The organism is Nitrospiraceae bacterium, assembly GCA_020632595.1.
In the GTDB taxonomy this organism is placed as follows: Bacteria; Nitrospirota; Nitrospiria; order Nitrospirales; family UBA8639; genus Nitrospira_E.
Genome location: JACKFF010000007.1, coordinates 192,220 through 206,508 on the forward strand (window position 1 = coordinate 192,220; position 14,289 = coordinate 206,508).

The window sequence follows — 14,289 nt, forward strand, 5'->3', positions numbered from 1 at the left end:
AATGAGCCGTTTTGAGGAAGAATGGGTTCAGCAGAAAGAACCAAGAAGACAAAGGAAGTGAGAAAGCAAAGAAGTGGAAGGAGGAGAGGCGAACGAATAATTTAAAACGAGACGTCCCATTGCAGGCGGACCCGCTGCTCATGCTGGTTTTGACCTGCCGGCTGGGCCAGCGTCAGCCAGGAGCCATCAAGAGTGATCTTGTTTCTGTGTCCGGCAAAAAACCAATTGATGGCGGTGGTGTATTCCTGCCGCCGGTCATTGGGTGCGGAAATGTTGGGGTCGACGAAGGCATACCGAAAGGCCACTTCCAAGGGTTTGGGCACCGCCGGAATGAGATAGTGAGGGAAATACCCGATCTGCGAATAACTCCCCATCATGTTGGTCTTATAGCCCGGTGCACCTTCCGGATAGCTGTCATCCTTGACCTCTTTCCAATGATATTCATGTTGAATAGACAGCCCCCGCCATTTGAAGGCGAACTCCTCCACCATGCCTTGCACCCGATATTGTCCTGCTGTCGCAGCCGAATCAGAGGTGTAGGGCACACCGGCCGAATTGTCTTCGGGTAAGGTGCCGCAACCACTGGATGACCATCGGGTACATTTGCCGACGGTGGTATAAGCCCCGAAGGCCACGCTTCCCGTGGGGAGTTCATGAAACTCCACGTCACTTTGTGACCATTTCAGATCGCGTCCAAGGAAGTTCCATTGGTATCGTCCGAAATACATCATGTTGGCGTCGTCGTTGGCTTCTCCCCGGCCGGATCCGGTAAAGACGCCGGCATAATACCGGGAGTCAAAGGCCGTCCCGGGGGCCACATGGCCATACAGCATGGCTCCGACCTGTCGGTCGATGGTAAAGATCTCATTGACGATGGACCGTTCGACGAACTGCTGGTTGCCGGAGGAGTCTCTCCGTTCCCGGTTATAATCGACTTTCCATTGGCCGAGTTGCAGGGAAAGGAACGAAAATTTTTCAAGCGAGATCCGCCAATCAAGCAATTGGGGACTTATGCCGGAACTGCCGGCATTCGAAGTGGACTGCCAATTCATCTCAAAATAATATTTAATCCAGGGTTGATAGCCATGCCCACCGATTTTCATTCGAACCCGCCGAAGTTGAAAGGTACTTTGCGGGTCTTCATTAAAGTCTGCGGCAGAGATAGGATCGGAGTCTGTGGGATAGGACCAGCGACCTTGGAACCGCCATTGAATCTGTGTGGCAAACTTACCATCCTTCGTTGCAAATTCAAACCCTCTTCTTCCATATCCCACCGTAACGGGAAACTCTTGATCCATACGGGTATTAAGTTCTTGCTCTCTTTTTTCTCGCTCGGCTTGAATGCGGATCCAATCTTCCTTGGTAATGATTCCTTTTTCCAGTAACACATTCTCCAGACTGTCCTCATAGAGAGGGTCCACGGCCCAGGCTTGGGTTTGGGCTAACAGCCCGCAACAGACCAATGCCAGAAACAGGTATTTCATGCTTATGCTCTCCACTGAGTCGTGACGGCAGGCGTTGGAAATTGAAGTGAGAAATTACAATATTAACAGGTGTGACACAAGAGACTTATCCTCTGGCACCGGAAATATAGGCTGCGGTAAGTTCATGTGCGGGAGTCTCAAATATGGCCTGGGCGGTGTCATATTCGATGAGTTGGCCAACCCCGTCACATGACCAGAAAAATGCGATGTGGTCGGCAATGCGCCGGGCCTGAGCCAAGTTGTGAGTGACAATAATGAGGGTAACCTGACCTCGCAAGGTGACGATCAGATCTTCAACGATTCCACTGGATAGCGGGTCCAGCGCACTGCAGGGCTCATCAAGCAGAAGAACATCTGGCGCCAACACGAGTGCTCTTGCCAGGCAGAGTCTCTGTTGTTGTCCTCCCGACAAGGCTTGAGCGGGATGGTCGAGCCGGTCTTTGACTTCATCCCAGAGACCAACCTGCTGGAGGACTTTTTCCATGGCGGAGGCCAAGAGCGTGCGATCACACGTTCCGTGTTCACGGAGGGGGAGTTCCAGATTTTTGCGGACCGAAAAAGGAAAGACGGTGGGTTTTTGAAAAATCATTCCCACGGTACGACGCAATTGGAGGACATCGGTCGTCGGGGCCAGGATATCCAGTTCATGCATGTGCAGATTCCCCGAGACCTGGCAACCCGGTATCAAATCCGTTAAGCGATTGAGACTTGTGAGAAAACTGGTTTTCCCGCAACCTGAAGGTCCCACTAACGCCGTAATGCATCCCCGATGAATTTCCATCGTGACATTTCGAAGCGCCTGATGACCCTGATAGGCGATGGAAAGATTATTTGCGCGAATATGGGGAACCGGTTCACAGCAGGGTTCCGTAGATGGGTAGGGAAGCCATGCTCTCCACCCTGACCGGTTCTCGGGATCAGGGATCATGCGTGGAGTTGATTGAGTGTTATCCATCGTGTGGCAATACGGGAAGAGGAAAAATTAATGATATACAGGAGGCCCACCAGAATGAGAGCGGTGGCATAGGCGTGAGGGTTGCCCCCGGCCACATTCATGGCAAGATCGTAAATGTGCACAGCAAGAGATCGTCCTGAGTCCATCAGCGATTCCGGCATGCGATCCACGTACCCACTGGTAAAAATCAAGGCCGCGCTTTCTGCAATGGCTCGTCCGAGTCCGAGGATGACTCCGACGAGAAGGCCGGGCAGGGCCGCAGGGAGGAGAATGGTTCGAACCGTGGTCGGCTTTGAGAGGCCAAGGGCCGCTGCGGATAATCGTTGTTCAATGGAAATGGCGCGAAAACTTTCTTCTACCGTGCGAATCAAAATCGGTAACACCATGCAGGCTAGGGTGAGACCTCCCGACAAAATAGAAAATCCTAATCCGAGGGTTTGGCAGAATAGGGCGTTGCCAAACAGTCCGAAGACAATGGAGGGCACGCCTGCCAGCACATCCAGTGAGCCTCGGATCAGGCGGCCCAGAATATGATCATGACGGGTGTATTCGGCAAGAAACAGTGCGGTCCCCAAACCCATCGGTAAGGCTACTCCCATGCACACTCCGAGAATTAACAGCGTGGATATGAGGATGGGGCCGATTCCGCCTTCCCGCCCCGCATTCTGTGGAGCCGAGAACACGAAGCTGAATGACAGATGGTTCAACCCGTTCCAGAGTAAATCACCCATCAAGCAGAAAAAGGGTACGGCGACCAGGATGGCCGCTATCCATATGATCGCGGTTGTGGCAGATTCTTGGACGTATCTACTTTGTCGGGACATAGATATTCCCATGTCGCAAGCCTTCTGCCAGGCTGACAATCAGGATGACGAGTCCCATGAGGAAGAGACCACTGACGAATAATGCGGCCCGGTGATCGGCCAACGCATAGGACATTTCCAGGGCAATGTTTGCTGTCAGGGTTCTGATCGGATCAAACACATGGGACGGGGTTTGGACGACGTTTCCACAGACCATGAGAACGGCCATGGTTTCTCCCAACGCCCGTGCCAATCCCAACAGGATACCGGTGAAGAGTCCGACTTTTGATGTGGGAATCACCACATGCCAAATCAATGACCCTCGACTGAATCCTAAGGCTGAGGCACTATGAATATAGGCGATGGGAACGTGGGCCATGCTTGCGTGGGCTACTAACATGATCGTGGGTATGATCATGAGCGTCAGGATGAGGATGCCGGCCAGCAGGCTTGTTCCTGGAGGATGCCAGCGGCCGATGATCGGGACCAGAACCACGAGACCCCAGAAGCCGAACACGACTGAAGGAATTCCTGCCAGGAGTTCGACCATGCGTCGGTACCATCGGCTGAGCAGAGGGGGCGCATAAAAATGACAAAAGATAGCTGACAGAATGCCAAGTGGAGCTGAAAGGAGGATCGCCCCCGCGGTCGCCAAGAGGGTTCCCCATATCATAGCCGTCAGCCGATACGATTCATCGAGAGGGTACCAATCGGGGTCGTGGAAAAAACGGGCAAGCCCAATATGCTGTAGTGCCGGCCAGGATTCACGAATGAGAAAAGATATGACCAGTAGCAAGAGCCCACCAGCCATCAATGCGAGGAGGCGCACGCTCCACGACAACAGGAAATCACCCTTGGAGCGGGACGAAATATTGTTTGAGGATGAGATCATTGGCCTCAGAGGATCGCGCAAAATCAATGAAGTCTTTAATGAGTCCTGCTGGAGGAGACTTTGTTACAAGTGTCAGGGGACGCGAGAGGGGAAACGTACCTTCCCGGACCGTCTCAATCGTGGCGGGAATGTGTTGCAACGGTAATAGTCGGATCGGAATGCCGTGGGTGGCATCATACTGTGCCGTGCCAATGGAGACGTATCCAATCGCGTGGGGGTTGCCGGCCACGGTTTTAATGCCTTGTTCATTGTCTCCGATAACCACATGAGCGTGAATGTCGCGATTGGATGCTTGGAAATAGGTCAGAAATAATTCCAGGGTGGAACGCCCTTCCGCTTTATTCACGACGGTAATGGGTGCATCAGGCCCGCCAACCTGGTTCCAATGGGTGATTCCTCCGGTATAGATAGCTCTGATTTGATCATCGGTTAATTCCTGAACAGGATTTGATCGATGCAGGATGATGGTAATCCCATCTTGGGCAATGACGGATCCATGCAGATGCTGTTCTTGAGATTTCAGAGCACGAGATGCCATCCCAATGTCAGCGACTCCATTGATGACATCAGCAATGCCGCGTGAAGAACCTCCCGTTTGGACGTCTATTCGGATTCCGGGATGACGTGTCTCAAATCGTTTGCCGATTTCCGCGACCAGGGGGGCCATGGTGCTGGATCCGGTGATGACCAGCTTGTGTCCATCAGCTTGCGCAAGCGAGGCATCTAATGAACATATCGTGCAGAGTACGATGACGCCTATGATTTCAAGAAGAGAGACAGGCATACAAAATTTTTCAATATTGGTTTTTTAAGAAAACATTGGACGATCTTAATCAAAAGAGATTTTGCAGCATCCAAGGTTGATGGCTTTTCCACTCGTAGAATCTGCAACATTTTCCGGGAGTTTGTAGATCACGGTTTTTCCCTCCCGTAAGGCTTCCACCAGGTCGTTATCCCGCAACACACTTAAATGATGGGATAATAAGCTTTGTTCCACGTTCAATTGTTCCATCAATTCCCCGACATTTTTTTGTCCGGACATGAGGGATTCAAGAACCGCCAGGCGTGTTGGGTCTGATAGTACCTTGAGCTTGCTTGCACAGGAAGAAGACGTGTTTTTGATTTTCATTGCGCAGGAAAATTGTTTATTGAATATCTAAATGATATGAATATCTATTCATATGAACCGTATTTAATATAAACGGTCGTTAAGAGTCAAGATCAATTAGCACGGTAGGTTTGGCAGGGTTTGTTTTTCGTCCGAATGCATTCTGAATGACCTGAGTGGACTGGGTCGTAAACTTCTCTCGTTGTGAACAATGTGGTTCCAGAGTAAAAATTAACTTATTTGTAACATGCATGAAATTTGGCCGACATAAGTCAACGGTAAAATTTGGCCTAAGGGGATGGGGAAGGAGGGACGAATGCCGCTTTTCCTGATGTCACATGAATCTGGGCGGCATCACCGCTAATCAGACGGGACAATCATTCAACAAGGAGCGAATATGAGATTGAAGAAAAGCAAATTTCTTAGGGGTGCGATGCTGTTTGGGTTGATATTCATAGTGCTGAGTTCTTTTGCCACAGCAGCAGACGACTTATTTCCCAGTGTGGACCAACAGGTGCCTCGATATTCCCCACATAGCCGTGTGTCGGGAAAAGTCGAAATCGACGGGTCCAATACCATGAAAACGATTTTGGAAACATGGAAGGACAAGCTGGAGAAAATTCATCCTGATTTGGAGATCAGTCTGAAGACGGAGGGATCCAACACGGGCGTTGAATCATTGATGAGCGGGAAAACAAAGATTGCGGCCATGTCTCGTCCGATGACGAATCAAGAAATCGAGAAATTCACCAAACAGGTAGGTTACGTACCCACGGCGATCCCCGTTGCTGTCGATGCGTTTGCTATCTTTGTTCATAAGGATAACCCACTTGACCACATTACATTCCAACAATTGGATGCGTTGTTCTCCTCGGACAGGCGCCGAGGGGCTCCGGAGTCCATCGACACGTGGGGTCAGTTGGGCCTTTCCGGGGTATGGGAAAAATCTTCCATTGTTCCTCACATACGGGATGCGAAATCAGGGACCGGACAGTTTTTCAGGGAATTCGTTTTGTTGGATGGGAAAGACAAAGAGACGAGTGTGGTTCAACCTGGTGCCGCCTCCATTGTGCATGCCGTCATGAATGATCCTTATGCCGTCGGCTATAGTGGAATCGGCTATCGCACCAATTCCGTGAAACCCTTACCTGTGGCTGCCGGTGATGGCGATCCATTTGTCGAGCCGACATTTGAATCCGCAAGCAATGGGTCCTATCCCCTTCGTCGAGTGTTATATCTCTATGTGAATGAACCCCCAGATATGGAACATGCTCCTCTCTTCTCCGAAATCATTAAATTTGCGGTGAGTCTGGAAGGCCAACAAGTGGTTGCTAAATCGGGCTTTTTTCCGCTTCCTACCAAAGACCTCATGGCTTTGTCCGCTACCTGGTCCAGGCCGATGGCTTCGGTCTCTAACGCGAAGGGACCGAAGGATCTTAAATAGTCCGACCGTGTTCGGGAAAATTGCCGGCAGGAAGAATGCCAGACTTCCTCTCATATGCTTGCATGGCTTCACACCTGGAAGCCGGGAGTCAATTTCTGACAAGGAGCCGGGTGGCAGGCAGCATACAATTCATGACGATTTCGTTCAATAGAATGAGAAGGTCTTTCCTCATTACGGGCAGGTGCTGGTGACATCTTTTTTGTCGACAGGGAACGGAGTGCAAACGCTGGCAGCAACTGAGGCAGGGATTCAGGAATAAAAATGAAATCCTTATTGTTGTAAATTCGGGATTACACGAGTGAAGGATGTGGAGCGGGGCTGACGTCCACGGATACGGCGAGCGTATGCTGTCCGCCCCCAACCATGAAGCCATTAATCGGACTGACATCCCCATAGTCTCTTCCCCAGGCCAAGGTGATGTGTTCATCGCCGGGAATGATATTGTTGGTGGGATCAAAGTCGACCCAACCGAGGCCGGGACTCCATGCGGCTACCCAGGCATGTGAGGCATCGGCGCCCACCAGTTTTTCCTGTCCTTCAGGTGGATGCGTCAGAAGGTATCCACTAATATAGCGTGCGGGCAAACCCAGGCTGCGGAGTGCGGCAATTTCCAAATGCGCAAAGTCCTGGCAAACGCCCTTCCGTGAGGTGAGAACATCTTGAACCGGGGTGGACACTTCGGTCACACCTCCTTCGTAGGTGAATTCCTCAAAAATTCGGCTGGTTAATTCCATCACCCCGGCCAGAAGCGGACGCCCGGATGGAAAGCATTCACGAACAAAATCATACGTGGCATCGTCAATGGTGATGTAGGGGGAATCATACATAAATTGTTGGGCTTCCAGATTCGGTGAATCCAAGGGATTTTGGAGTTGTTGGACGACTTGCTCCCAAGGCGGACTTTGATCCAACGGTATCGGCTCCGGCTTGAGGACCTCCACGACGGTTTTGGCTTCGACGATCAATTGGGGATGAGGGGTTTGAATGGTCAGGTGAGTCATGGGATTGCCAAAATAATCCTCACCTTCTGAACGGACCGATGGCGTGGGATCCAATGTCACGGTGGATCGAAGGCAATGTTGTCGAGGATGGGTCCGTGGAGTGAGACGCAAGACATGATGAGAAATGGCAACCGGCTGGGTGTAGGAGAAGGTGGTCCGATGTGTAACCTGATACATCATGGAATGCCCTCAAGCCATTGAGGTCCTGAAATCCGTTGGGCCAATGAATGACTGAAAAAGGTGTGAGCCACCACATCGGAGAGTTGGTGCACATGTTGATCCAGTTGCTTGAGTAGTCGTTCAAGATTGACTCGCACGCCGGTTTTGGTCGTGAATTGAGCAAGTTCCATCATGTCGGCCAGTCGAATATCCGTGCATCCGCGTGTGGTAATCCGCTGTGCCGGGTTGATGGAAGCAGAGGCTTCCTCTCGAGGCAATGCGTTGATGTGTGACTCGACCGTCAATAACTGGAAGATAATTGAACGAGGGTTGGTATCATCCGCCAAAAGTAAATCCAAGACTGCAGCCAGTTTGGCTTCAGCCTTGTATCGGGTTCGGTAGGTAATGGAGGCGTCGGCTAATTCCAGCAGCAGATTGAGGGCGCCGGTCGTTTCCGGCGTGCCCCGTGATGTTAGATGACGGATGAGTTTGGATAAATGTCTCACGCGTTCCAGCCGCCGTCCCATTTCCAGAAAACGCCAGGCATAGCTGCGGGTCATATTTTCCATGACCATGCCGTTGAGCGCTGCCAGATGTTGAATCATCCGGCTCAACAGTCGAATCGCATCGTCGATGCTTTGTCCTTTTGTCTGAGCCCAATCCTTTGGCACGCTGGTGAGCTCCATGAGAATATTCCAGGTGTCGAGGGATAACCGGTGGCGAACCAATTCTGCGGTGCGTCGCACATTCTGGAGAATGGTTGCCAAGCCGTCCGGCGAATCCGGGTCAAATAAAATTGTCCGAAGTTCCGCCTCCACCGCGCCGGCTCCCCCTTCCACGGCCCGTTTGGCGCGACGGGGCGATAAATGTTTCTGCATCACGAGTAGTGAGACCAAGCGATGCAGGGTCTCAGGATCATCTCCGATTCCCGCCTCTCCGCTCAGGCGTGACACCAGGCTTCGTAATAAACGGATCGCGCCTTCAGCGCGTTCGGTGTAACGTCCCAGCCAGAAGAGATTGTCAGCGGTTCGGCTGGGTAAATCCCGTCCTCCCCGCCGAAGCCGAAGCGTATGATGGGGCAGCGTGACGGCTGCCGGAATATCAAGAGGACCATTCGACTGCACCCAGGTGTCTTTACTGAAATCACCGGGTTCATGCCAGTGCCCACGGGGATCCGATCGAACCGACACGCGAGCGAGTCCACCAGGCATGACGGTATAGCCGTCCTTCGTGGCTGTCAGATAGATGCGGACAGTCATTGGGACCGGTTTGAGCTCATCCTGAGATGTCCAAAAGGGAGTCGTGGAGGGCGAAACGATTTCCCGTCCCACGTATTCATGTCCACGCCGGGCAATGGCTTGAGCCAGGGCTCCACGGTCTTCCTCGGTCAAGTCAGGCCCGAAGGAGGAGAGACGGTCGTGCGTGAGGCCACGCTTGGGTGTCAAGACACGACGAATTAATAATCGGTTCATATTATCGAGCACATAGGCGCGCTCGTTGGCCTGTCCACACCACCAGGTGGCAACACTGGGAATTTTAAGTCCTTCACCAAAAAAGAATTTGGATAATGTCGGTAGAAAGCTTAAGATGACCTCGCTTTCGATCAATCCACTTCCGAGCGCATTGGCTAATGTGACGTGTCCGGCTCGAATGGCTTGGAGCAATCCTGGGATACCCGTTAGGGATTCGGTCATCAATTCCAGGGGGTCGCACAAGTCCGAATAAATCCGGCGTAAGACCAGATCAACGGGCTTCAGACCATCGACCGTTTTCAGGAACAGCCGTTCATCGCGTACGGTCATGTCCGAGCCTTCGACGATCGGGTATCCCAGATACCGGGCCAGATAGGCGTGCTCAAAATACGCCATATTTCCCGGGCCCGGCGAGAGCACTACCGCCAGGGGATCTTCCCGTTGGGAGAACTGGAGAAAACTCTCGCTGAAGGTCTGGAAAAAAGAAGAAAGTCGTTGGACCTGTGTTCGGGCAAACAGGTTGGGTAAAGACCGTGAGACAATAATGCGATTTTCGAGAGCAAATCCGGCACCGGTGGGTGCTTCGGTGCGATCACGCAAGACCCACCATTTCCCGTCGGGGGCTCTCGCCACATCGAATGCCAGAAAATGTAAATAGGTGCCTCCTGCCACAGGGACGCCATGGCAGGGCTGCAAAAACTGGGGATTCCCGAACACCACAGCAGGGGGTAAGGTTCCGTTTTTCAGCAATTGTTGCGGGCCATACAAATCGCTCAAGATATGGTTGAGGAGACGGGCTCGTTGAATCAGGCCTGCTTCAAGATGTTGCCATTCCTCCTGGCTGATTAACAGTGGGAATAAGTCAAGCTGCCAGGGTCTGTCCCGTTGTCGTTCACTCTGACTGGCAAGATAGGTCACGCCGTCATCTTTCAACATTCGCGCGGCGGTTTCATGAGCCAGACGGCGTTGGGTAGCGTCCAGGCTCTCGAATTGTTTCAACAGATTTTGCCAATGCGGACGAACAGACCCGTCCGACGCCACGAGTTCATCAAAGGTGTCCTGTTGAGGCGGGTACATGGTGTTGGGTTGGGAGAGGGAGTCCGGTGGTTCGGGAAAAGGGAATGCCGCCATGGAATTCATCAAGGGAGTGTTGAAAAATCCAGCCAGCGGCGTTCTCGCCGCTTGGCCGTGCTCACGTACTCCTCCGTATGCTCCGCCTGCCCAAAGGGCTGCAGTCTTGCCGGACGAGTCTTTTTGAATACTCTCTCATGTTTCCCATGCGGGTTTCTGCCGATCATATGCTGCCGAACAGGCAAATTTTAAAAATATTCAACAGTCCCATCAGGGTGTTTCTCGTCGAGGGTTAATCAAAATTACCTTACCGTTTCCTGGATACACTGTCCACTGTATGTGATTAGGCAGGCCATCGGAGGTCAAGTGTGCAAGGAAATTCCGGGCGAGAGGTATCCGGTGGTTCGGCATAGGGTCCGGCGGTATGACCAAAGGTATGAAACCTGGCCAACCGACGGCTTTCGGCTTCATAGGCGTTGACGGGGAAATGTTCAAAGTTTCTTCCGCCCGGGTGAGCCACGTGATAGGTGCATCCGGCAACCGCCCGCCCGGCCCATTGATCGTAAATATCAAAAGTTAACGGGGCGTCAATTCCGATCTTCGGATGCAAACAGTTCGGAGGCTGCCAGGCTCGATATCGCACGCCGCCGACTGCCTCTCCTTGCCGTCCGGTTGGTATCATGGGCACGCGTTTGCCATTGCAGGTGATAATATAACGGTTTTCAGTTAAGCCGGACAATTTGATCTGTAGACGTTCGACCGAGGAATCCACATATCGGACTGTGCCGCCGGGTGCCCCTTGCTCTCCCATCACATGCCAGGGTTCCAGAGCCTGCCGAACTTCCATCACCAGACTGCCATAGTTGATTGAACCAAAGAGGGGAAAACGGAACTCCAGGTGAGGCGCGAACCAGTCGTCCTGCAGTTCGTACCCGGCGCGATTCATATCCTGGATGACTTCATGGAGATCCTGAGCGAGAAAGTGGGGTAGCATAAAACGATCATGAAGTTGGGTTCCCCATCGAACGAGGTTTCCCTGGTCCGGAGTTTTCCAGAAACGCGCAACGAGGGCCAGGAGCAGAACCTGTTGAGCCAGACTCATGCGTTCGTGGGGCGGCATTTCGAAGGCCCGGAATTCTACCAGTCCGAGTCGGCCGGTCGGGCCATCCGGAGAGTAGAGTTTGTCGATACAAATTTCCGTCCGATGGGTATTCCCTGTGACATCAATGAGCAAATTTCGAAAGATCCGATCGACCAACCATGGAGGTGGTGGTGTCCCGACGTTGGGAGCGGGGACCTGCGCAAATCCCAGTTCCAGCTCGTACAAGGAATCATGACGGGCTTCATCGATGCGAGGAGCCTGACTGGTCGGGCCGATGAAGAGACCGGAAAACACATAGGAGAGGGAAGGATGCCGTTGCCAGTAAGCGATCATGCTGCGCAGGAGATCGGGCCGACGCAGAAAAGGACTGTCGGCCGGGGTGTTGCCTCCCATGACCACATGATTGCCTCCCCCGGTTCCCGTGTGTCGTCCATCCAGCATGAACTTTTCCGTGCCTAATCGGCAGAGTCTCGCTTCTTCATAGATGGCCGTGGTAATCGCGACCATGTCCGCCCAATTTTTCGCGGGGTGGATGTTCACCTCGAGCACTCCAGGATCAGGAGTGATTTTCAAAACGTTGATACGAGGGTCATAGGGGGGCGTGTAGCCTTCCAAGTGAATTGGCTGGTTTAATTCCGCAGCCGTGTCCTTAATGACGGCGACCAGATCAAGGTAATCTTCTGCCGATTCCAGAGGCGGCATGAATACGCAGAGGTGCCCGTTTCGAGGTTCCACTGTGAGCGATGCGCGAACCACACCTCCTGCGCCGATCCCGCTCTTCTGCCCCATGATCACTTGAGCCGGATCATGCTGCCCCCCTTCTCCCTGTAGTTTCTGAAGCCGGTGTTCCTGAAGGGAGGATTCCTGAATCGGATCGGGTAAGGGTCCTCGAATGTCGAATGGGTCCGTTGGAATAATGTAAGGATAGTCTTTGGGATCAATGACCGGTAATGATGGCAGGGGCAGTCGAAAACCGATCGGCGAGTCACCCGGAACCAAAAACAGGTGCTGACTGCGTGTGGTCCACGCCGCGGTGACCCAGCGACGTTGTCCGTCTTTGGCATTCCAGCGTTGCAATGGCAGAACATAGCCTGCCGGTTTGCCCAGACCGCGTTCATACACCTTAGCGAGCCGGGCACGAGCCATGGGGTCGTCGAGATTATTGGTGGCCGGTTCGAGATTTTCCGGCAGCTTGCGTTCCTGACCGATGAAATGCCAGGGATCTTCATAGACGGGTTGAATGGTCTTGGTGCCCACCTCTACCCGCTTAGCGATTCCCTGAATGAAGTGGTTAGCATCATCGGCGGAAATGTTTGAGGCCTGATTTTCCTCCGCAAAGAGTTGGTCTTCCTGCCAGATCGGTTTTCCATCCTGCCGCCAAAAGAGGCTAAAGGCCCAGCGGGGCAAGGGTTCGCCGGGATACCATTTCCCTTGGCCAAAGTGCAGAAGTCCTCCAGGGGCGAAACGCTCCCGTAAGCGTTTGATGAGATTCGCCGCCAATGGTCGTTTCGTCTCACCGACAGCCTCGGTATTCCATTCGGGAGCATCGGGATGATCAATGGAGATAAAGGTGGGTTCTCCTCCGATCGTGAGCCGGACATCGTTGGCTGCTAATTCCTGGTCCAGTCGTTGTCCAAAATGATCAATCGCCTGCCATTGTTCTTCTGTGTAGGGCTTGGTCACCCGTGGCGTTTCCACAATACGGGTGACCGACATTTCATGAGAAAACGTCGTTGCACAAATCTCCATCGCTCCACTAATCGGCGCAGCGGTCAGAGGGTGAGGTGTGCAGGCCAGCGGGATGTGACCTTCTCCAGCCAACAGGCCGGACGTGGCATCCAATCCCACCCATCCGGCCCCAGGCAGATAAGCTTCCACCCAGGCGTGAAGGTCTGTAAAGTCCCGATCGGTACCGGACGGACCGTCCAAGGATTTCACGTCGGCAACAAGTTGGATTAAATAGCCGGAGACGAATCGACTGGCAATGCCCAGGTGGCGAAGGATCTGCACGAGGAGCCAACCGGTGTCCCGGCACGATCCACGTCCCAGTTCCAATGTTTCATCAGGAGTTTGCACACCGGGTTCCATGCGGACGACATAGTCGATTTGAGACTTCAGTTGCTGATTGAGACTCATTAAAAAGGGAACGGTCGGATCATCGTGTGGCGCGGTGAACTGACGCAGCCATTCTTGCAGTCGCGGGCCTAGTGGTTCTTTGGCCAAATACGGCAGCAGGTCCTCTTTGACCAGGGGATCATAGTTGAAGGGGAGTGTCTCGGCGTCCGGCTCCAGAAAAAAATCAAAGGGATTATAGATGACCATGTCGGCCACGAGGTCGACTTCCACATGAAATTCTTGAACCTTTTCAGGATAAATAATCCGTGCCAGATAGTTACCGTGAGGATCCTGTTGCCAGTTCAGGAAATAACCGCTGGGCTCAATCTTGAGTGCGTAACTTAGAATGGGAGTCCGGCTATGGGGAGCCGGCCGCAATCGGATGACGTGAGGTCCCATCTGAACGCGGCGATCGTAGTGATAATGCGTTTGGTGATTGAGTGCGACGTGGAGTGCCATGAAAAATCAATAGCCCAGGGAATGCCTGTCTTGCTACAAGAAAAGCGGAAAAATAAAATGACCATTTTCACATGATGGGTCAACGGATCTTAGCACTCTCCTTCGTTCTTTGCATCATTCTCCTCACCCTTACGCATTCCTAAAAAGATCCAATCACCACGTCGGGACAAGCCCTGCATGAGGCTGGTTCTCTTTTGGACATTGCTATCGTGTCGGTCGCCTAT

General features: G+C 52.7%; 10 protein-coding genes. 1 reads left to right on the forward strand and 9 read right to left on the reverse strand.

The annotated features are described in order from the left end of the window. Nucleotides 1–101: 101 nt before the first annotated feature. The 6 genes from H6750_14145 to H6750_14170 all read right to left on the reverse strand — a co-directional run bounded on the left by H6750_14145 (nt 102) and on the right by H6750_14170 (nt 5,263). The gene (locus tag H6750_14145; GenBank protein ID MCB9775448.1) at nt 102–1,484 is read right to left on the reverse strand and encodes a porin; all 1,383 of its coding nucleotides are present in this window, start codon (nt 1,482–1,484) and stop codon (nt 102–104) included. Between the two features lie 85 nt (nt 1,485–1,569). Continuing rightward, nucleotides 1,570–2,412, reverse strand: coding sequence for a phosphate ABC transporter ATP-binding protein (locus tag H6750_14150; GenBank protein MCB9775449.1), 843 nt, complete (start codon nt 2,410–2,412; stop codon nt 1,570–1,572). After that, nucleotides 2,409–3,263, reverse strand: a complete 855-nt coding sequence (gene pstA / locus H6750_14155; protein MCB9775450.1) for a phosphate ABC transporter permease PstA — start codon at nt 3,261–3,263, stop codon at nt 2,409–2,411. The genes H6750_14150 and pstA overlap by 4 nt, the downstream gene beginning before the upstream one ends. Further along, complete coding sequence (gene pstC, locus H6750_14160; protein ID MCB9775451.1) at nt 3,247–4,134, reverse strand: phosphate ABC transporter permease subunit PstC; 888 nt, start codon at nt 4,132–4,134, stop codon at nt 3,247–3,249. Before pstC ends, pstA begins: the two co-directional genes overlap by 17 nt. Further along, nucleotides 4,091–4,918 carry a phosphate ABC transporter substrate-binding protein gene (locus H6750_14165; GenBank protein MCB9775452.1) on the reverse strand — a complete coding sequence of 276 codons (828 nt, stop codon included), beginning with the start codon at nt 4,916–4,918 and terminating at the stop codon, nt 4,091–4,093. Before H6750_14165 ends, pstC begins: the two co-directional genes overlap by 44 nt. A 45-nt stretch (nt 4,919–4,963) precedes the next feature. Beyond that, nucleotides 4,964–5,263: a winged helix-turn-helix transcriptional regulator gene (locus tag H6750_14170; protein ID MCB9775453.1), complete on the reverse strand. Its 300-nt coding sequence runs from the start codon at nt 5,261–5,263 to the stop codon at nt 4,964–4,966. A gap of 376 nt (nt 5,264–5,639) precedes the next feature. Here H6750_14170 and H6750_14175 point away from each other — a divergent pair, with 376 nt between their 5' ends. Further along, complete coding sequence (locus tag H6750_14175; protein MCB9775454.1) at nt 5,640–6,686, forward strand: phosphate ABC transporter substrate-binding protein; 1,047 nt, start codon at nt 5,640–5,642, stop codon at nt 6,684–6,686. 290 nt (nt 6,687–6,976) lie between these two features. Here the strand turns inward: H6750_14175 and H6750_14180 are convergent, their stop codons facing one another. From H6750_14180 to H6750_14190, 3 genes are all read right to left on the reverse strand, one after another. After that, nucleotides 6,977–7,867, reverse strand: coding sequence for a transglutaminase family protein (locus tag H6750_14180; GenBank protein ID MCB9775455.1), 891 nt, complete (start codon nt 7,865–7,867; stop codon nt 6,977–6,979). Further along, a complete protein-coding gene (locus tag H6750_14185) occupies nt 7,864–10,449 on the reverse strand; it encodes a circularly permuted type 2 ATP-grasp protein (GenBank protein MCB9775456.1) in 2,586 nt (861 codons plus the stop codon). The genes H6750_14180 and H6750_14185 overlap by 4 nt, the downstream gene beginning before the upstream one ends. A gap of 283 nt (nt 10,450–10,732) precedes the next feature. After that, entirely contained in the window at nt 10,733–14,065 is a 3,333-nt protein-coding gene (locus H6750_14190; protein MCB9775457.1) for a transglutaminase family protein, read from the reverse strand. Nucleotides 14,066–14,289: the final 224 nt, after the last annotated feature.